Genomic DNA, 20904 nt, shown 5'->3' on the forward strand with positions numbered 1-20904 from the left:
TTTTAGTGTGGGCATGATCGAATTTAATCTTATGGATCGATTATGCCCAAAGATAAAACGTATTTACTGACTATCAACGGCGGTTCATCCAGTATCAAATTTACGTTGTATAACGTAACCGAATCGCTTACTCCCATTTTATCCGGCAAGCTCACAGGACTGGGGCTGCCTGCCGCCAAGTTGCGTGTTACAAACTCGATTCAGGCAGAAGAGTCCACTGTAGATATCAAAGCTGATAACTACCAGCAGGCTGTTGAGGTATTGATAGATTGGGTCTATAAAAATATTGATATCGTCTCAGTTAAAGCTATCGGACATCGAATTGTTCACGGTGGTCATCAGCATAAAGATCCCCAATGGGTCACCAAGCAATTACTCAAGCATTTGTCGGCAATAACCCCTCTTGATCCACAGCATTTACCGGGTGAGATTCAATTAATCGAAGCATTTGACCAGCATTTCCCACAGTTAAAACAAATGGTTTGTTTTGATACTGAATTTCATCAGAATCTGCCAACAGTTGCCAAATTACTCCCCATTCCCCGTGAGTATTATGAAAAAGGTATTTATCGATACGGATTTCATGGTCTGTCATATCGATATTTAATGCAGGTGTTACATCAGCAGAATACTGAAAAAGCTAATCAAGACAGGATAATTTTGGCGCATTTGGGTAATGGTGCCAGCATGACCGCTGTCATAAATGGGCAATCTATTGATTCCACAATGGCGATGACGCCAGCGGCTGGCCTGGTTATGGGGACTCGCAGTGGTGATCTTGATCCGGGTTTATTCGGTGTTCTTAACCGAAGTGAAAGCATGACCGGTGAACAGTTTGAAACAATGATTAATCAGCAATCTGGTTTGCTGGGGATTTCAACCACTACCAGTGATATGCAGCAGTTATTGGAACAGCGATCGACAGATCCAAATGCCGAGGATGCAATTGCCGTGTTTTGCTATCAGGTCAGAAAACAGATTGGTGCCTATGCGGCGGCGTTAGGTGGTTTGGATACCTTGGTATTTTCTGGCGGGATTGGGGAAAACGTAGCGGAAATCAGAACACAGATTTGTCAGCAACTGGAATTTATCGGCATAGAACTGGATAACGAATTAAATCAGCAAAATGCTCTGTGCATTTCAACATCACAAAGCAGAGTTACTGTCTGGGTCATCCCGACCAACGAAGAATTAATGATTGCACAGTCGATGTGCGATCTGTTGAACCTGAATCATTAAGGGGAAAAGCAAAATGACATTTGAATCATCAAATACATTACAACCGCTGGATCAGGAATTACTGGATAAAATGCACGCCTACTGGCGTGCCGCAAATTATTTATCAGTGGGACAAATATACCTATATGACAACCCATTGTTAAAACAACCGCTTCAGGCAAAACATATCAAACCCCGTTTGTTGGGACATTGGGGCACCACACCCGGTCTCAATTTTATATATGTGCATTTAAACCGTGTTATCAAACAACGTGACCTCAATATGATTTATATAGCCGGTCCTGGCCACGGTGGGCCGGCGTTGGTTGCTAATACCTATCTGGAAGGTACTTATAGTGAAACATATCCGGACATATCCGAGGATGAAGCCGGCTTAAAACGTTTGTTCAAACAATTTTCCTTTCCCGGTGGCGTACCCAGTCATGTTGCTCCGGAAACCCCGGGCTCAATTCATGAAGGTGGAGAATTGGGTTATGCCTTATCCCATGCCTACGGCGCAGCATTTGATAATCCTGATTTGGTGGTGGCCTGTGTGGTGGGTGATGGTGAAGCGGAAACGGGTGCGTTAGCCACCAGTTGGCATTCCAATAAGTTTTTAAATCCTGAACATGATGGTGCGGTATTACCGATATTGCATCTTAATGGTTATAAAATCGCCAGTCCGACAGTGCTGGCACGTATCCCCAATGATGAGCTGGAAGCCTTGTTTTATGGTTATGGTTATACGCCATACTTTGTCGAAGGCGATGACCCAAAGCAGATGCATCAACTGATGGCGGCAACATTGGATAAAGCCATGGAACAAATCCGGCATATTCAGAATGATGCACGTGAACATGGTGTACATCTGCGTCCCCGCTGGCCAATGATTATTTTTCGTTCGCCCAAAGGCTGGACCGGTCCTGAAGAAGTCGATGGCAAAAAAACCGAAGGCACATTCCGTTCTCATCAAGTGCCCATGGGCGATATGGATAAGGAAGGGCATATCGAAATCCTTAACAAATGGATGCAAAGTTATCGACCGGAAGAACTATTTGACGATAACGGTAAACTCAAAGCAGAACTGGCAGCCTTAGCGCCTGAAGGTGATCGACGGATGGGCGCAAATCCACATGCAAATGGTGGCCAGCTACTGCAGGATCTAGCCTTACCCGATTTTCGTGACTATGCTGTAGAAGTCAAAAAGCCCGGAGGTACCAAAGGCGAAGCGACCCGGGTAATGGGCAAATTCCTGCGCGATGTGATGCAACAGAATCTTGATGCCAAGAACTTCCGCCTATTCAGTCCCGATGAAAATAACTCCAATCGCTGGCAGGATGTGCTTGATGTCACCGGCAGAACCTGGATGGGCGAGATGATTCCGGGCGATGACAAGCTGTCCAAAGATGGCAGGGTAATGGAAATGCTCAGTGAACATCAATGTCAGGGCTGGCTGGAAGGTTATCTGTTAACTGGACGACATGGCTTTTTCTCCTGTTATGAAGCATTTATTCATATTATCGATTCAATGTTTAATCAGCATGCCAAATGGCTGAAAATCTGTAATCAGATCCCATGGCGTAAACCTGTTGCCTCATTAAACTATCTATTGTCATCACATGTCTGGCGCCAGGACCATAATGGCTTTTCGCATCAGGATCCGGGCTTTATTGATCATGTGGTGAATAAAAAAGCGGAAGTGGTACGAGTGTATCTTCCAGCTGATGCCAATACGCTTTTATCGGTTACCGATCACTGCCTTCGCAGCCGAAACTATGTAAACGTGGTTGTGGCCGGTAAACAATCTTCTCCACAATGGCTGGATATGGAGTCGGCAGTAAAACATTGCACCGCAGGCGTAGGCGTCTGGGAATGGGCCAGTAATGATAATGGCAACGAACCGGATCTGGTGATGGCTTGTTGTGGTGATGTACCGACAATGGAAACATTGGCCGCAGTGAAGTTGCTGAATATGTTTTTACCAGAGCTGAAAGTAAGGGTGATTAATGTCGTGGACTTGATGAAATTACAATCCCCCAGTGAACATCCACATGGCCTCGAAGAAGCTGAATTTGATGCATTATTCACCGAAGATAAACCGGTTATTTTTGCCTATCATGGTTATCCAATGCTGATTCATCGGTTGACGTACCGTCGTACCAATCATAAAAATCTGCATGTCCATGGTTTCAAGGAGGAGGGAACCACCACCACACCGTTTGATATGGCGGTTATTAATGGTTTGGATCGGTTTCATCTAATGGAAAACGCCGTCAAACATCTGCCCGAACTACCCAGCGACAAAGTATCTGAAATTGAATTATTTATTCAACAGAAGCTCGCTGAGCATGATGAGTATATTCGGGAACATGGACAGGATTTACCGGAGATTCGTGATTGGCAATGGAATAGTTAAACCGAAGTTCTGGAAGCCCCTCCAAAACCGGAGGGGCTTTCACTTTTATGAATGCAATTGATCAGCAGCAAACAAAGTGTTTTCAAGTAATGTAGCTACAGTCATTGGACCAACACCGCCAGGCACTGGTGTAATCCATGATGCTTTTTGACTGGCTTTATCAAACTCCACATCACCGGTTAATTTACCGTTTTCCAGACGATTAATACCTACATCAATCACTACAGCACCTTCGCGGATCCATTCACCTAGGATAAAATTCGCTTTACCGACGGCAACTACCAGAACTTCTGCACGGCGAACATGAGATTCCAGATCTTTGGTCATGCGATGACAAACGGTCGTGGTGCATCCGGCCAGTAACAATTCGAGTCCCATTGGACGGCCCACAATATTGGAAGCCCCAACGACAACTGCTTCTTTACCCCTGAGATCAATACCAACAGCTTGCATCATGGTTATTACACCTTTCGGTGTGCACGGACGTAATAATGGATTACGTTGCACCAATCGACCGATGTTATAAGGATGAAAACCATCCACATCTTTGTGAGGTGCAATATGTTCAATAATGACATCAGTATTGAAATGGGCCGGCAAAGGCAGTTGCACCAGAATGCCATCAATCTCATCGTCTTCATTAAGCTGTGTAATCAACTCAAGCAGCTCTTGTTCACTGGTGCTTTCAGGTAAATCAAATGATTCAGATTTGAAACCTACCTCTTCGCAGCTGCGACGCTTGCTACCTACATAGACTTGGGACGCCGGGTTGTCGCCAATCAGAACTACAGCAAGTCCAGGCCGACGTTTGCCGGTAGCGAGACGCATCTGGGTTGCCGCTTTGATTTTCTGTTTTAGCTCGGCAGCAATTGTTTTTCCGTCGATGATTTGAGCAGTCATTCTTAGGGTTCCGGCCTTTCAAAAGCGGCTATGATCGCACGTTGCGTCAGTCACAGCAAAAAATATAACGATACTTTTGACTCATCAGTGGAAGCAGTGGATTGCTTTGCGTTTTTGGAGAGGACTGGCTTTGAAAAATTCATGCTATAGCGCAGCCTGTTGAATATCAGGGAGATATTTTAATCGGCCAGAGTAATGCTGAGTTATTCAGCTTAAAAACAGGCTTAAAAGCACCAGACTAATGGCCATTGTCATGACACTGAACGAAACCGTGTTGGCTTTAAAATGATGATTACATTTTCGTTCAATTTGTCGCCATTTAGCAGCATTGATAAAGATTTTACCGTCTGGAATTTGCAGATGATTTAGCCAAAACTTCAGCCTTAATGCTAAAGAGCGGCCGATGTCGTAAGACATGTTGGGAAGTCGCAATGGTTTGATAAACACGATGAATGCGATTATTGCTGCCAGACCAATTGGCCAGAGCAATTTCCAGACACTTGAAAGACTCAGCGAGTCGAAAAAACTTTGCTGCATAAGTGGCCAGCTGAATGGAATGAGTACAGGCATCAGACTGATAAAAATACAGCTGTAAACCTGAGATTTTTTAGCAGGCCGTAATCCTGATTGTTGTTGGTCTCGCCACATGCAGCTTAATGCTCTGAATACTAACAACGCAGTGGCCAATGAAGCGAGGGTCAATAAGGGTAGATAGGCGTTGAATAAAGAACTGCCTACATTATCTTTTAACAGACTTTTAACCACTGCACCGCTGGTCAGCGGCATGCCTGCCAACGCCAGTGCAGGAATAAACAGTAATGCAAATTGCCAGCGTGATAATTGATACGTTGAGGTTAATCCTGCACCTAAAAACAAGGCACCTTTTGCCAGACCATGATGTACAGCATAAAAAGCCAGTAAAGTGATCCAAGCGGAGAGATTTTGCGGATCCTGCCAGGCTAGGGTCACGATCATCAGTAAATAGGAAATTTGGCTAACGGATGAAAAAGCCAGAACCGTTTTGGTTTTCTGCTGTAGCAGACCGATGGCAACCCCATAAAAAGCACTGAATAAGGCAACATAAAATAGTAGCGAGGCATATTGCAGGCTGAATGAACTGTCTAAAGGGATAAATTGCCAGATCCCTAAAATGCCCGCTTTTAGCATCGCACCTGAAAGCACTGCACTGGCCGCTGCCGGCGCAACAGGATGGGCCAAAGGCAGCCAGATATGTAACGGCCAGAATCCAGATTTTAAGCCAAAGCCAATCACCAATAACCAAGCCGTGGTTGTCTGGATCGGCACTGTTTGCCAATCAGCAAACAACATCAAGTCGCCAGTTTCATGAATCCGCATCATCAATCCAGCATAAACCAGCATCTCACCAAGCACCGCCAGTTGTATATACAACCTTCCAGCCTGACGTGGTAACGGCCCTTGGTAATGCACAATTAACCCATAGGCAGCCAGACTCATTAACGTGAAGCCCACATAAAAACTGGCAGGATCCAGCGAAATCAATAGCAAAAAGTTACCACTCATCGCCACAGTCCAGAAAAACCAGAACCGTGTTTGCCGAGGATGATCCTGTTCACTGCTGGCGGCATAAACTGTTGCAGCAGCCCATAAAAGCGCACTAAAGCCGAGAAAGGCCTGATTCACCAGTGAATCTATTCCCCATTGTGCACCAGGCCATAAACCGGGCAATACTAATGGCGCTGGCAGGTTGAACACAGCAATCAGTGCCGGTAGCGTCACCAGTGAAAGCCCTTTGCTCAGTTTCGGCAGACGGCACAGTACTACCCAACCTATCAGAGGCAACAGCGGAATTGCTGACCATAACAGCCAGTTCATATGCTAAATTCCTGCGAAACAATAAACTGTGCCCATGTAAGGGGGCTCCAGTCAGTCCCTGCAAAGATGCCGGCTATCAGTGCTAATGTTGCCGTAAAAAGTGTTGGAAACAGTAACATCCAGTGTGTCTCCTTCCAGCCTGCGGTTCCTCCACCAAAATGGGTGTTCTCAGACCAGTGTTTTGGTGGTCTGGCAAACCAGCCACGATATATCAGCGGTAGAAAATACGCGGCATTCAAAAAGCCCGAACCGACAAAAATCCACACAACCCAGCCTTGGCCGACACCCAAAGCACCCAGCCCCAAATACCATTTACTGATAAACCCCGCGATCGGTGGAACACCAATCATGCCAAGCGCGCCGATGGTAAAGGCCGCCATGGTTAAGGGCATGCGCTGTCCCAGTCCATTCATTTCATTGACGCGATGGACATTCAGTGTTTCTGCAAAACTCCCTGCACAGAAAAACAATGTAATTTTCATCAGTCCCTGGTGCACCAAATGCACCAGCGCACCAATGGCTGCGACAGGGCCTAACAAGGCAACGCCTAAGGTGATATAGGACACCTGACTTACCGTTGAATACGCCAGGCGTTTTTTTATTTCCTGTTGCTGTAACGCCTTGATAGAACCATACAAAATAGTCGTTGCAGCCAGCCATAATAATCCCTGCGTCAAATGCAGTTGCTGTGAGGTTTCTATACCAAACACATCATAAAACACGCGAATAATACCAAAAGCCCCCGCTTTAACGACCGCTACAGCGTGTAATAAGGCACTGACTGGTGCGGGTGCAACCATTGCTTGTGGCAACCAGCCATGTAAGGGCAATAATGCGGCTTTGACCCCTAAGCCAATAATCAATAATACAAACGCAGTTGTTAAGCTGACGGAATGATCGGTGGCCAATTCAGCTAGATAGCCACCCGGAACAAACGGCGGGCTTCCAGTCAGACTGTGTAATAAAGCGACCCCGATCAGGGTTATTGCTCCCCCGGCAAGTGTGTAAATTAAATAAATCCGCCCAGCACGTAACGCTTTAGGCGTACCGTTATGTACAACCAGAGGAAAAGTTGCCAACGTCAGCAATTCATAAAACACGAGAAAAGTCAGTAAATTACCTGACAGCGCAAGTCCTACCGTGGCGCTGACACACAAGCTGAAATAACCGAAGAAACGTGATTTAAGCGCAGAACCTTTCAGGTAACCAATCGCATAAACAGTGGTGGCAAGCCATAATACTGACGATAAACTGATGAATTGCAGGGATAAAGAGTCGGCTTGCAAAATCAAATCCCCGGCCGGTAAAAAAGGCAGACTAAACTGAAATCTAATGCCCTGTGTAACGGCAAACAGCATGTAAGCTACCAACACTAATTGCAGGCAGACACCGATCAAGTTCAGTGTGGTGCGTAATAGAAACCGGGATTCCTTTAAACTGAAGATAATAAGGCCAGGGATAACAGAGCTCAGCACTAATATCAGCGGTAAATAGGTAGTCAGCCAATCTCGCATCAGGCTACACCTCCCAAAAAGCGAATTAACTGAGCGCTGACACTTGCCATTAACCAGGCCATCAGCGCAGGTAGCATGGCGAGCCAATGTGAAAATCTATCCGGTGAGAAATCTGGTGCAATCGGATCGGCCCGGTTAAAGCTGAGCACGACGGCACGAAACACGTAAACAGCGCTTGCGAATGTCCCAAGTAAAATGCCAATTGCCCAGGGCCAATGAAGTGGCGATGCAAGAATAGGCTGCAATAAAGTCCATTTAGCGACAAAGCCGCCACTGGGGGGAAGGCCAATAATACTGCCTCCGGCAACAGCAAAAGCAAACATTGCGACAGGCATGGTCTGTGTTGCGCCTTTTAGGGCTGTTACGCGATTGCTTCCCAGTGTTGCCTGCATTTCACCAGCAACCAAAAACATCGAGACCTTGGCTAAACCATGTGCAATGACAAATAGCCATAAGGCGATTAATAACTGTTTTTGCTGCCAGTGCAGTAAGAGGCCTAAGGTCAGCGTGGCATAACCCAACTGTGCCACAGTGGAGTAAGCCACTAATACTTTAAGATAAGGCGTTCTGATGGCACACCATCCCCCCCAAATAAGTGCTGCAATACCGACGAGAGCCAGATAAAAACCAATTGATTGGGCCAACTCTGGTGGGGCTACTTCTGTCCAGATAAGCCATAAAATATAAATTGGACCTTTTACCACTACCGCGGATAACAACGCACTGACGGCTGTGGGCGCATTTGCATGTGCACTGGGTAGCCAGAGATGGAACGGCCAGACAGCGGCTTTGATCATTAACCCAAGTGTCATCAGAATTAAAGCGGTTTGAGTCGTGGCATCTACTTGGGTAACCTCCGTCAATAACGCAATATCCAATACGCCATATCGACCATACATCAATGCCACTCCTAATAAATAACTTAACGACGCAACCAGAGAAAGCAGTAAATAATGCAATGCCGGACGATAAGCTTTAGGTCCTGACAAGGTGACCATCGCAACGGCAGCCAGGCCTAATAACTCTAAAGTGACATACCAGTTGAATAAATCAGAGGATAGCCATAAAGCCGCTAAACTGCTGTGCAGCAGTAAAGCCAAAGGCCAGAAATCGGTAGTATTGGTTGCGCTATGACGGCTATAGGCTGCATACAAAGCCACCAAACTATGCACAAGGGCGGTAAATACCAATAAAAGTGAATTGACCGGTGTGAGCTGAAAACGAATGCCCAGTGGTGTTTGCCAGCCACCCAAAGTCATCTGTTGAACGCCATAAAGATGCACCTGATACATGGCTGCCAGAGCGGCTGCTAAGCTCAGTAAGCTGGTAATAATCACTATGCTGCCTGCCCGACGATGTATAAACAATAACAACAAAGCCGTTATCAAAGGCAGCGCCATACTCTGTAAAGCAAAACTCATCTTTCAGGGTCTTGTTTTGATTGCGCATGCCCCACGGAGAGCCTTAAAGCAAACGCCGTTGCACATACAGCGACGACCAGACCCGTGACAACCAGTGCCTGTAATACGGGGTCAATGGTTTCTTCCCGGCTGGCTAACGCCACCATCACCATAAACACACCATTGCCCGCAATATTAATATTGATGATGCGACGTATAAAATTGTTGGCCAGAAACAGGCCAAGGCTGCCCAAACCCCACAAGCTCACGCCAAGACACAAATAAAGTTGAATAGCCGTCATCAGGATTCCCTGTCGCCCACGACAAGCCAGGTCAACGTGATGGCTATTGACAGTGTTGCAGCAACTTCAATGCTGAATATAAGCAGACTGTTGTAGGCAAGTGGATACTCTAGCCAGGCATTCCCCAGCCAGGCGGTTAAGACAGCAACTATGATAAACAGACTAATGCCCATTAAAACCAAACTGCGTAACCAAAGCGAGCGCCATCTTAAGGGTGGTAGTACTTCCGTTAAGCTGAGCAGGGTGGCACCTGCGGCCAATAATGCACCCGCCTGAAATGCTCCCCCCGGGGCACTGTAACCACGCCATAAAATATAGCCACCGACAACAACAATAATTGGCGCCAATATCCGACTCCACGCTGTTATTAGTGGCCAGCTGGTGGGCAATTTATACGGGCGAATAGCTAATTGTCGGGCACCCAAAAAGGCCAGTAATAGCACGCCGAGTTCAAGTAAAGTGTCCCAGGCACGATAATTCAATAAGACGGCGGTAGTTGGGTGATCCACGCCGCTTTTATTCAAAGACTGTTGACTCAAATCAGTTAAAGAACTGGTTAAGTCTGCCAGTGGCCAAATTGCCTGGAACAGCCACATCATAATCAGTAACAAAAAAGCGAATGCCAGCCAGTGATTTTGCCGTTTTTGATGTTGCTCTTTAGCAAAATTGGATTGCGCGTATGCCGATAACAACAAAGCGCCGGTAATGCCTGCTCCAATCGCTGCTTCAGCAAGAGCAAGATCAGCTGCGCCTAATCGTGCCCAGGTGAGCGCCAGCAACATACCAAACGCTATATAGAGTGTGATGCTGTTAAATAAACTGCGTGTGAAAACGCTTCCTGTGGCGAGAGCCAGCAATAAACTGACTAAAACACCATCAAACAACCATTCAGTCTGCACGAGGTATTTCCTCGTCAGAGCTTTTCTGATAACGCGCCAGTAGTGGGCAAGCCGTTGCTGCAGAAGCCATCATCAGCACCCAGATCCCTAGCATCAATATCGCGCTGCGTATTGAGTCAGACTGAAGAATCAACCCAAATATGACCAATCCCAACCCGAGCGTATCTGCCTTAGTCACAGCATGCAGACGACTGTATGCATCTGGAAAGCGAATTAACCCGACAGTGCCGGCCACAAAGAAACAAACACCAGCAGAAATAATGATTAAACTAATTAACTCAATCATCATGCAGGTTACTTCGCAAATACTGCACTAAGGCGGCTGAAAGCAAAGCGGCTAACAACGCAAAAATCAGAGCGACATCAAGTAATGCAGGCATGCTTTGGCTTTGCGACAGTAACAACAGCATTGCTGTCCCCGCTGTACCAAATAATTGGATGGCTATCAGTCGATCGATTCGGCTGGGGCCCAATATAACACGCCATAGCCCCACCATAATGGACACCAATAAAAGACAGGCCAAAACCATCATTTCATCGTACCTCCCATGAGTTGCGTAAGGTGTTTTTCGAGATCTGATACGACGGTGTGCCAATCCTGGGTACTATCCAGAACATGAATATGAAGTTGTTGATTTTTATAATGTGAGGCCAGTGTGCCCGGCATTAACCCGATCAAGGCGGACAGGATTAACTTAATGTTTTCAGGACAATCATGCAATGAATAGACGACCCAGTGAGGAGTTATTGGCAAGGAAGGTGATAAAGCCCGGCGGGCGACATCCCACCCTCCCATAGTCATTTCTTTGAGAAAAAAAACAACAAACGGAGGCATGTATCTCATTTTAAGCGTAGGGGTGGGAACGGCCAGATAAAGACTGATACAAGTTGCTGCGAGAATAACGAATGAGCCAAACGCGATGCCTGAACTTTCGGTCAGGACAATCCAAAGCAAGCTATAAACAATTAACCAGCCTAAGACTTTTTTTATTGATAATGCTGATCGTAGCGTAGTCATTTGATGAATAACTCCTGTTTCGTTATCAACCGCATGAGACTATGCATCAGTCTGTTCATAGAAAAGGCTTAAGTCAATTTAGGCAAAGCTCTTATGAAGAAGGTATAAGTGACAGCCTAAATAAACAGATTTGTTGGCAAACAAGCTGTTAGGATTAAAGATGGTCTCTATCATCGGGACACCACATGTAATCAGATTTATTCATTTGAACTACCGTAGTAACAGCCGGTAATTAACTATTATCAGAATAAGACCTCTAAACACGACCAGCTCTGTATGGCTAAATTGCCTAAACTATTGATGATTGATGTAGTTAATTAGTGGATGCCCGTCTTTTAAAATCAGCGAGAATCTATGCTTCTTCAGCAGCGACAAAAAATATAAATGTGCTGTTGACTCGCTATCGGCATCAGCGTATTATTTCGCCTTCTTCGAGGATGTCTGTCCTTGGATAAGTCGGGGCATAGCGCAGTCTGGTAGCGCATCTGGTTTGGGACCAGAGGGTCGGGAGTTCGAATCTCTCTGCCCCGACCACTTTATTGACTGCTTAATTATCCTCACTTAGTTATTAATGCGCCCGTAGCTCATCTGGATAGAGCATCGGCCTTCTAAGCCGAGGGTAGCAGGTTCGAGTCCTGCCGGGCGTACCATCTATTTCTGCCTCAAAAATCTGCGACAAACTTTCAAGTTGATTTTTAGCCCTTGTCGGTGCTAACTTTCACGTGAACCAAGGATGGCAAATCTGAATTTCTCAAATTGAATAGTGAACTCAGCAACGTGAATAAAAATACCCTGCTCGTAACTGGCGGTGCCGGTTTTATCGGCTCTGCATTGATCCGTCAATTGATTAACGAAACTGATTTCACCGTGATCAATATCGACAAGCTGACCTACGCAGGTAATCTTGAATCATTGTCCGAGATTGATGCTTCGCCCAATTATCATTTTGAACAAGCTGATATTTGTGATGCAGAAGCGATGGATCGAATATTCACCCAATATCAACCGAGTGCCATGATGCACCTGGCGGCCGAATCGCATGTTGATCGCTCGATTGATGGTCCTGCAGATTTTGTACAAACCAATGTGGTCGGTACTTATATTTTGCTTGAGGCGGCCAGAAAATACTGGAAAACATTATCCGCTGATGATGCCGAAAAATTCCGTTTTCATCATATTTCAACAGATGAAGTCTATGGCACATTAGGCGAAACCGGTCTGTTTACCGAAACCACTCCTTACCAGCCCAATTCACCATACTCCGCTACTAAAGCAGGTAGTGATCATTTGGTTCGTGCTTGGCACCATACTTATGGTTTACCAGTGTTAATGACGAACTGTTCCAATAACTATGGTCCCTACCAGTTCCCCGAAAAATTGATTCCAGTAGTGATTAACAATGCGCTTGCTGGTAAACCGCTGCCTATTTACGGTAAAGGTGAAAATATACGTGACTGGTTATATGTCGATGATCATGCGCGAGCCTTAAGACTGGTGCTGGCGGAAGGCAAATTATGCGAGAGCTATAATGTCGGTGGTTTTAATGAACATACTAATCTGGAAGTGGTACAACTGATTTGCCAGATCCTGGATGAACTACTGCCTGACTCACCGCATCGGCCGCATAAAAATTTAATCGAATTTGTGACTGATCGTCCTGGTCATGATGCGCGTTATGCCATTGATGCCAGCAAAATTGAACGTGAACTGGGCTGGAAACCCCAGGAAACCTTTGCCACCGGGTTACGTAAAACAGTGCAGTGGTATCTGGATAATCGCAAATGGTGTGAAAACGTGATGGATGGCAGTTATCAGCAACAAAGACTTGGACTGGGAGATAATAAATGAGTCGTAAGGGAATCGTACTGGCAGGGGGAAGCGGCACACGCTTATATCCGGTAACCCAATCCATCTGTAAACAACTGCTACCAGTTTATGACAAACCGATGATTTATTATCCGCTGGCCACCATGATGCTGGCGGGTATGCGGGACATCTGCATTATTTCTACTCCTCAAGATACTCCACGGCTCGAGCAATTGCTGGGGGATGGCAGCAAGTGGGGGTTGAATCTGCACTATATTGTTCAGGATAAACCGGAAGGTATCGCTCAGGCGTTTACACTCGGTGCTGATTTTATCGGTGATGATGATTGCGCTTTAGTGCTGGGTGATAATGTTTATTACGGCCATGATTTGGCCGATATGATGCGAGATGCTGATAATAATAAAGAAGGTGCGACCGTTTTTGCTTATCCGGTCAGCGATCCTGAGCGTTATGGTGTGGTGGCGTTTGATGAAAATGGTAAAGCCCTGAGCATTGAGGAAAAACCATTAAAACCTAAATCCCGTTATGCGATCACCGGCCTGTATTTCTATGATAATCAGGTAGTCGATATTGCCCGTAACCTCAAACCTTCGGCGCGTGGCGAACTTGAAATTACTGATGTAAATCAGGCTTATCTGGATAATGGGCAACTCAATGTGCAGGTAATGGGCCGAGGTATGGCCTGGCTGGATACCGGAACCCATGACTCCCTTCTTGATGCCTCAATGTTCATTCAAACCCTTGAACAACGGCAGGGGTTAAAAGTGATGTGTCCTGAAGAGATTGCCTTCCGCATGGGATATATTAATGCTGAACAACTGGAACAATTGGCCCAGCCATTATTAAAAAGTGGTTATGGTAAATATCTGTTAAATATCATTAATGAGACAATTTACTAATGTTAGTCACTGAGACCAATATTCCTGACGTTAAATTACTGACACCCAAAAAGTTTGGTGATGAACGCGGTTTTTTCCTGGAAAGTTATAACAAAAAAACCTTTCAGGATCTGCTCGGCTTGGATATTGATTTTGTGCAGGATAATCACTCTCGCTCAGCCAAAGGCGTGTTACGCGGCCTGCATTATCAAATCAAGCAACCACAAGGAAAATTGGTTCGGGTGACGGCAGGAAAAGTATTTGATGTAGCCGTTGATATGCGTCGTGATTCACCAACGTATGGTCAATGGACCGGAGCGGTTTTAACGGCTGAGGGTCAGGAACAGTTCTGGGTGCCCGCCGGATTTGCCCATGGTTTTCTGGTGTTAAGTGACAGTGCCGATTTTCTTTATAAAACCACCGATTATTACGCACCTAAATATGAACGAACGGTAGCCTGGGATGATGCCGATCTGGCAATCGACTGGCCGTTAGAGGGCATAACACCAGTTTTGTCTGCTAAAGATCAGCAAGGTACCCCGTTTAAACTGGCTGAGACCTTTTAAATGAAAATATTACTGATAGGTGGACAAGGCCAGGTTGGTTTTCAATTACAGCGCAGTCTCGCCTGTCTGGGCGAATTACATACGACGACAAGACAATCACTGGATTTGGCTGATATAACAGCAATTCGTGAGACGATTAATGCTATTCAGCCGGATCTGATTGTTAATGCCGCGGCCTATACTGCAGTAGACAAAGCCGAACAGGAAACTGAATTAGCCCAAAAGATTAATGCTATTGCGCCTGCTGTAATGGCTGAAGAAGCCAAAAAGTTAGCGATTCCCCTGGTGTATTTTTCAACGGATTATGTGTTTGATGGCAGTAAGGCTTCGCCATGGGTAGAGACCGATGCTACCGGTCCATTAAGCCATTATGGTCTGACCAAACTGGAAGGGGAGCAGGCAATTGTCGCCAGCGGATGTGATCATCTGATTTTTAGAACCAGCTGGGTATATGACCGGCGAGGTCATAACTTTTTGAATACCATGTTAAGACTGGCTGAAGAACGTGAGCAATTGAATATTGTAGAAGATCAGATTGGCACCCCGACGTGGAGTCGGCATATTGCTGATGTCACTGCTCAAGCATTGGTTCAGACACATAATAATGAAGCTTTCTGGAAGCAAAATAGTGGTATCTATCATTTAAGCGCGGCCGGTCAAACCAGTTGGAAGGGGTTTGCCGAAGCTATCTTTCAGATAGCAGAAGCGGATGGTCGACGTGTTCCAAAAGTAACAGGCATACCGACGGCAGACTATCCGACCCCTGCCAAGCGACCATTAAATTCCTGTATGAATAATTCAAAATTAAAACAACATTTTGGATTGCAGTTACCTGATTGGCAGCAAAGTTTACAATGGGTTTTACAGTCATAAACCGTCAGTTCAAGAGTGTCCCCGCACGAAAAATCGAGGAAAAGGTAAGTGATACAAACCACGTATAACAAATTAATGCAGTGGTTTTTAAGCCGTCCGCGAACCACCAAACGCATACTGAGTATTTTCATTGATTACGTGGTGGTGATGCTGGTGCTATGGATGGCCTTTTCACTGCGTCTCAGTACTTGGTATGAACCTCCGGTTTCCCAGTTATGGTTATTCTTTCTCGCCCCGCTGATTGCGACACCGATTTTTATCAAGTTGGGGTTATACCGGGCCATTGTGCGATATATCGGTTTGGATGCACTGTGGACGATTTTTAAAGCGATCAGTTTGTTTACGGTGATTTTTGCCACCGTTGTTGTGTTATCCGGTCCGTATGCAGGATTAGTCCCTCGGACAATTTACATTATCAATGCGATATTACTGTTTTTGGCCGTCGGTGGGCTGCGCTTGTATGCACGCTGGTTATTTATTAGCACAACCCGCAGTCCTCTGGCTGAGCTGGATAATCAACGCTACATTCCTCCCGTTTTAATCTATGGAGCCGGGCGGGCAGGCGCCCAACTGTCAGCCTTATTGAAAATGGGACGTCAATTGAGACCCGTTGCGTTTATTGATGATGATCCCACGTTGTATCGGCAGCAAATTAACGGCTTGAATGTCTATCGTCCCCGCGATTTGGTGAAATTGATTGATAAATTTCATGTACGTGATGTGTTGTTGGCCATGCCATCAGCCTCCAGAAGTCGTCGTAGTGAAATTCTGCGATCACTCGAAGATTTACCCGTGCATATTCGGACTTTACCCGACCTGACTGAGATAGCAGAAGGCAAACTGGAAGTATCAGACATTCAGGAGGTGGATATTGCAGATTTACTTGGCCGGGAACCCGTTGCCCCCGATCCGCAATTATTAACCGCGAATATCAGTGGAAAATGCGTCATGGTCACCGGTGCCGGTGGTTCTATTGGCTCCGAACTGACACGGCAAATCATCAAACTCAAACCCAGCCGATTGCTATTGTTTGACATCAGTGAATTTGCCTTATATCAAATCGAACAGGAGCTCTGTAATCAGCCAAGTGGTGTCGAGGTGATCGCTTTGTTGGGCTCTGTTGTTGATCGCGTCCGAATGACATCAATTTGTCAACATTTTTCGGTACAAACGATTTATCATGCTGCAGCGTATAAACATGTGCCAATGGTCGAAAAAAATGTGGGTGAAGGGATCCGTAACAATGTTTTCGGTACCTTACATTGTGCCCAGGCCTCCATTGCCGCAAACGTTGAAACCTTTGTGCTGATCTCTACAGATAAAGCCGTTCGACCAACTAATACAATGGGGGCCAGCAAACGCATGGCCGAGTTGGTTTTACAAGCCTTGGCACAAATCTCAGATACCCGTTTTACTATGGTTAGATTTGGTAATGTGCTGGGCTCCTCTGGTTCAGTCGTCCCATTATTTCGCGAACAGATAGCTCGAGGTGGTCCTGTTACGGTGACCGATGCAAGAATAATCCGTTATTTTATGACCATTCCGGAAGCAGCTGAACTAGTCATTCAGGCAGGAGCAATGGGACAGGGCGGTGATGTTTTTGTGTTGGATATGGGGTCTGCGGTAAAAATTGTTGATCTGGCTACCCGAATGATCCATCTCAGTGGTTTTACAGTAAAAAATGCTGAAAACCCCGATGGGGATATTGAAATTACCTACACTGGACTGCGTCCTGGCGAAAAGTTATTTGAAGAGCTGCTGATTGGGGAAAATGTCAGTCAAACTGCACACCAGAAAATTATGCGAGCCGAAGAGCGGGTTATTGCCTGGCAGGATTTACAGTTAATCCTGACTGATTTACAGCATGCTGTCAGCGTTGCAGATTATGAGCAGGTCCGGGTACTGCTCAGCAAATATGTTGATGGATTTATACCCCAATGCGCAATTGAAGACTGGCTGAGTCATAGATTTGCAAGTAAGCAGAACGTAATTATTAACCAACATTAGAGACGTATTATGGAAAAAACACTCAATATTGCAGTTGCTGGAACAGGATATGTTGGCTTATCACTGGCCGTGTTGTTGGCTCAGCATCATCATGTGACTGCTCTGGACATCGTCCCTGAAAAAGTTGATTTGATTAACGCTAAAAAATCACCCATTGTCGATAACGAAATCGAAGATTTTCTGGCCAATAAACCGCTCAATCTGAATGCCACAACGGATAAGCAAAAAGCTTATGAAAAAGCTGATTTTGTCATCATTGCTACGCCAACCGATTACGATACTGTAACTAATACCTTTAGTACCAATTCAGTTGAAGCGGTTATTCAGGATGTGCTGGCGATAAATCCATCAGCTGTTATGGTAATAAAATCAACTATCCCTGTGGGTTATACACAAACGGTTCGAGCCAAATTTGGCAGTGATAAAATCTTCTTTTCGCCTGAGTTTTTACGTGAAGGTAAAGCGTTGTATGACAATCTTTATCCTTCACGCATTGTCGTAGGTGAACAGAGTGATCGTGCACGTTTATTTGCTGATTTGCTATTGCAAGGCGCGGTGAAGAAAGATGTGCCTGTGTTATTTACCGACCCAACCGAAGCCGAAGCGATCAAGCTGTTTTCAAATACCTATCTGGCGATGCGCGTCGCGTATTTTAATGAACTCGATAGCTACGCTGAAACGCATAATCTGAACAGTCGGCAAATCATCGAAGGGGTTGGTTTGGATCCTCGTATCGGCGACCACTACAATAATCCTTCGTTCGGTTACGGTGGTTATTGCCTGCCAAAAGATACCAGACAACTGTTGGCCAACTATGAAACTGTGCCGAATAGCCTGATTCGGGCTATTGTCGATGCCAATACCACCCGCAAAGATTTTATTGCCGAACAGATTATTAAGAAAAATCCTCAAGTTGTGGGCATTTATCGACTGGTCATGAAACAAGGGTCAGATAACTTCAGGGCTTCGGCAATACAGGGCATTATGAAACGTATTAAGGCCAAGGGTATAGAAGTTATCGTCTATGAACCGGTGTTGGAAGAAGCCGAGTTTTTCCGTTCAAAAGTAGTCAATGACTTGGCCGCATTCAAACAACAATCCTCATTAATTATTGCCAATCGTATAACGGATGATATTCAGGATGTTAAAGAAAAGATTTATACCCGCGATTTATTTGGTCAGGATTAATCCTTTTTAGTAGAAATACTCAACCGCTAATACGTTTTATTGATGATAGAAGGGCATTAATTATAAGGTTGCTGATGTATAATCCTTGTTTGCTTATTTGGAGGACAGCAATCAGTGTGTGGAATAGTCGGTGGTATTGCTGAGCGAAATGTAGCGCCAATCTTGATGGAAGGGCTACGCAGGCTGGAATATCGAGGCTACGACTCTTCCGGTGTTGCACTGATGGACGCTGACGCCAATATTCATCGGGTTCGTTCGCTTGGTAAAATTAAGCAGCTTGAAGCCAAGATTGATGGCGAAAACAGCAGCTTTTCTGGTCAGATGGGCATCGCCCATACCCGCTGGGCCACGCATGGAATACCTTCCGAAAATAATGCTCATCCCCATATATGTAATCACCGTGTTGCTGTTGTACACAATGGAATCATCGAAAACTATCAGGTTCTAAAACAGCAACAGACGCACCAGGGCTATCGCTTTACCTCTGAAACCGATACAGAAGTGGTCGCCCATTCCATATATCAATATTTATACGGTGATGCTTCTCCAACTGCCAGCCGCACCAACCTTTCCCTTTTCGAAGCCGTGGTTGAAGCCATTCATGATTTTGAAGGGGCTTATGCACTTGGTGTTATTGCTACCGACGAGCCGAATACGCTGATAGCCGCCCGCAAAGGCAGTCCATTAGTAATCGGAATTGGTATCGGTGAACATTTTATTGCTTCCGATGTATCTGCCTTACTACCCGTTACCCAGAACTTCATTTTTTTGGAAGATGGCGATGTTGCTAAACTAACCCGTGAGAGCATTGATATTTATAGCTCTGTGACTGGTGAGAAAGTTGATCGTCCAATTAAACAATCTTCATTAAACATCACGGCGGTAGAACTTGGTGAACACCGTCATTACATGCACAAAGAGATCTTCGAGCAGCCTCAGGCCGTTATTGACACACTTGAAGGGCGAGTAACACAAGATCAGGTATTAGTCTCCACTTTCGGTCCCGGTGCAGAATCAATTTTTAAAAGCATAGAAAGGATGCATATTATTGCCTGTGGTACCAGTTATCATGCAGGTATGGTGGCGAAATACTGGGCAGAAGACATTGTTCGACTGCCATGTCAGGTCGAAGTAGCCAGTGAATTTCGTTATCGAAATCCAGTCATCGAAGATAATACGCTTTTTGTCACCATCAGCCAGTCTGGTGAAACTGCCGACACATTGGCTGCTTTACAACAAATTAAAGCTTATGCCGCAGATTCACGGAGTGCGTTAAAAAATATTCAAACTTTATCCATCTGTAATGTGGCAGAAAGCAGTCTGACTCGTGAAGCTGATCTTTGTTATCTCACGCACGCCGGCCCAGAAATTGGTGTTGCCTCAACCAAGTCTTTTACCACTCAGTTAGTTGCATTAGCCTTATTGCTTACCTGTATTGGCAAAGTGAAAAAACGTATCTCTCGTGAACGTGAGAAACATATCACACAAGGCCTGCAGAAATTACCCAACCTGATTCAAAATGCCTTAATGCACGAACAAGAAATCCAAGACATTGCTCAGGCTTTTGCAGATAAACAGCATGCACTATTTTTGGGTCGTGGCACGATGTATCCAATAGCGTTGGAAGGTGCTTTAAAACTTAAAGAAATAAGCTACATTCATGCAGAAGCTTATCCTGCCGGTGAGCTTAAACATGGTCCATTGGCATTGATTGATGAAAATATGCCGGTAATTGCTATTGCTCCGCTCGATGATCTGCTGGAAAAGCTCAAATCCAATCTTCATGAAGTGAAAGCCCGCGGTGGTCAGATGATTGTGTTTGAAGATGAGCGTTCGGATATTAGTTCTGAGAGTGGGTTTAAAGTTATTAAAGCGACCACCAACGTTGGTCGTATTACCGCACCCATAACCTACAATATTTTGCTTCAATTGCTCAGTTATCACGTAGCATTAATAAAAGGCACGGATGTCGATCAACCTCGTAATCTGGCCAAGTCGGTTACTGTGGAATAATTTGCTATTGAAATTTATTTACAGAAATAAG

18 protein-coding genes and 2 tRNA genes are annotated in these 20904 nt (G+C 45.4%); 11 read left to right on the plus strand and 9 right to left on the minus strand.

All coding sequences use genetic code 11. The annotated features are described in order from the left end of the window. Positions 1-42 precede the first annotated feature (42 nt). Together Q7A_RS05180 and Q7A_RS05185 are read left to right on the plus strand one after the other, a co-directional pair. Positions 43-1239, plus strand: a complete 1197-nt coding sequence (locus Q7A_RS05180) for an acetate/propionate family kinase (RefSeq protein ID WP_014706283.1) — start codon at positions 43-45, stop codon at positions 1237-1239. 13 nt (positions 1240-1252) lie between these two features. Then, positions 1253-3634, plus strand: coding sequence for a phosphoketolase family protein (locus Q7A_RS05185; protein ID WP_014706284.1), 2382 nt, complete (start codon positions 1253-1255; stop codon positions 3632-3634). 45 nt (positions 3635-3679) lie between these two features. On the opposite strand, the gene folD is transcribed toward Q7A_RS05185, so the two are convergent. From folD to Q7A_RS05230, 9 genes are all read right to left on the minus strand, one after another. Continuing rightward, a complete protein-coding gene (gene folD, locus Q7A_RS05190) occupies positions 3680-4534 on the minus strand; it encodes a bifunctional methylenetetrahydrofolate dehydrogenase/methenyltetrahydrofolate cyclohydrolase FolD (RefSeq protein ID WP_014706285.1) in 855 nt (284 codons plus the stop codon). Positions 4535-4741: 207 nt separating this feature from the next. After that, positions 4742-6388 (minus strand): complex I subunit 5 family protein, encoded by a 1647-nt coding sequence (locus Q7A_RS05195; protein ID WP_014706286.1) that lies wholly within the window; start codon positions 6386-6388, stop codon positions 4742-4744. Further along, positions 6385-7902, minus strand: coding sequence for a complex I subunit 5 family protein (locus tag Q7A_RS05200; RefSeq protein WP_014706287.1), 1518 nt, complete (start codon positions 7900-7902; stop codon positions 6385-6387). The genes Q7A_RS05195 and Q7A_RS05200 overlap by 4 nt, the downstream gene beginning before the upstream one ends. Further along, positions 7902-9323: a complex I subunit 5 family protein gene (locus tag Q7A_RS05205; RefSeq protein ID WP_014706288.1), complete on the minus strand. Its 1422-nt coding sequence runs from the start codon at positions 9321-9323 to the stop codon at positions 7902-7904. The genes Q7A_RS05200 and Q7A_RS05205 overlap by 1 nt, the downstream gene beginning before the upstream one ends. Then, positions 9320-9604 (minus strand): NADH-quinone oxidoreductase subunit K, encoded by a 285-nt coding sequence (locus Q7A_RS05210; RefSeq protein WP_014706289.1) that lies wholly within the window; start codon positions 9602-9604, stop codon positions 9320-9322. Before Q7A_RS05210 ends, Q7A_RS05205 begins: the two co-directional genes overlap by 4 nt. Next, positions 9604-10503 (minus strand): MnhB domain-containing protein, encoded by a 900-nt coding sequence (locus tag Q7A_RS05215; RefSeq protein WP_014706290.1) that lies wholly within the window; start codon positions 10501-10503, stop codon positions 9604-9606. Before Q7A_RS05215 ends, Q7A_RS05210 begins: the two co-directional genes overlap by 1 nt. Then, entirely contained in the window at positions 10493-10792 is a 300-nt protein-coding gene (locus Q7A_RS05220) for a cation:proton antiporter (protein ID WP_238595953.1), read from the minus strand. Before Q7A_RS05220 ends, Q7A_RS05215 begins: the two co-directional genes overlap by 11 nt. Further along, positions 10782-11036 (minus strand): monovalent cation/H+ antiporter complex subunit F, encoded by a 255-nt coding sequence (locus Q7A_RS05225; protein WP_014706292.1) that lies wholly within the window; start codon positions 11034-11036, stop codon positions 10782-10784. The genes Q7A_RS05220 and Q7A_RS05225 overlap by 11 nt, the downstream gene beginning before the upstream one ends. After that, positions 11033-11521 (minus strand): Na+/H+ antiporter subunit E, encoded by a 489-nt coding sequence (locus tag Q7A_RS05230; protein ID WP_089418504.1) that lies wholly within the window; start codon positions 11519-11521, stop codon positions 11033-11035. Before Q7A_RS05230 ends, Q7A_RS05225 begins: the two co-directional genes overlap by 4 nt. Before the next feature lie 457 nt (positions 11522-11978). On the opposite strand from Q7A_RS05230, the gene Q7A_RS05235 reads away from it, so the two are divergent. The 9 genes from Q7A_RS05235 (at position 11979) to glmS (ending at position 20873) form a co-directional block, all read left to right on the plus strand. Further along, positions 11979-12055 (plus strand) — tRNA-Pro (locus tag Q7A_RS05235). Between the two features lie 39 nt (positions 12056-12094). After that, positions 12095-12171: transfer RNA gene (locus Q7A_RS05240), tRNA-Arg, on the plus strand. A gap of 127 nt (positions 12172-12298) precedes the next feature. After that, positions 12299-13369: a dTDP-glucose 4,6-dehydratase gene (gene rfbB, locus Q7A_RS05245; RefSeq protein ID WP_041354930.1), complete on the plus strand. Its 1071-nt coding sequence runs from the start codon at positions 12299-12301 to the stop codon at positions 13367-13369. Beyond that, on the plus strand, positions 13366-14247 hold the full coding sequence (rfbA, locus tag Q7A_RS05250; RefSeq protein WP_014706295.1) for a glucose-1-phosphate thymidylyltransferase RfbA: 882 nt from the start codon (positions 13366-13368) through the stop codon (positions 14245-14247). The genes rfbB and rfbA overlap by 4 nt, the downstream gene beginning before the upstream one ends. After that, positions 14247-14792, plus strand: a complete 546-nt coding sequence (gene rfbC / locus Q7A_RS05255; protein ID WP_014706296.1) for a dTDP-4-dehydrorhamnose 3,5-epimerase — start codon at positions 14247-14249, stop codon at positions 14790-14792. The genes rfbA and rfbC overlap by 1 nt, the downstream gene beginning before the upstream one ends. Continuing rightward, the gene (gene rfbD / locus Q7A_RS05260; RefSeq protein ID WP_014706297.1) at positions 14793-15665 is read left to right on the plus strand and encodes a dTDP-4-dehydrorhamnose reductase; all 873 of its coding nucleotides are present in this window, start codon (positions 14793-14795) and stop codon (positions 15663-15665) included. A gap of 48 nt (positions 15666-15713) precedes the next feature. Then, the gene (locus Q7A_RS05265; protein ID WP_014706298.1) at positions 15714-17672 is read left to right on the plus strand and encodes a polysaccharide biosynthesis protein; all 1959 of its coding nucleotides are present in this window, start codon (positions 15714-15716) and stop codon (positions 17670-17672) included. Positions 17673-17681: 9 nt separating this feature from the next. Continuing rightward, on the plus strand, positions 17682-18860 hold the full coding sequence (locus tag Q7A_RS05270) for a nucleotide sugar dehydrogenase (RefSeq protein ID WP_014706299.1): 1179 nt from the start codon (positions 17682-17684) through the stop codon (positions 18858-18860). A gap of 114 nt (positions 18861-18974) precedes the next feature. Then, the gene (glmS, locus tag Q7A_RS05275; protein WP_014706300.1) at positions 18975-20873 is read left to right on the plus strand and encodes a glutamine--fructose-6-phosphate transaminase (isomerizing); all 1899 of its coding nucleotides are present in this window, start codon (positions 18975-18977) and stop codon (positions 20871-20873) included. Positions 20874-20904: the final 31 nt, after the last annotated feature.

It is taken from the genome of Methylophaga nitratireducenticrescens (assembly GCF_000260985.4).
In the GTDB taxonomy this organism is placed as follows: Bacteria; Pseudomonadota; Gammaproteobacteria; order Nitrosococcales; family Methylophagaceae; genus Methylophaga; species Methylophaga nitratireducenticrescens.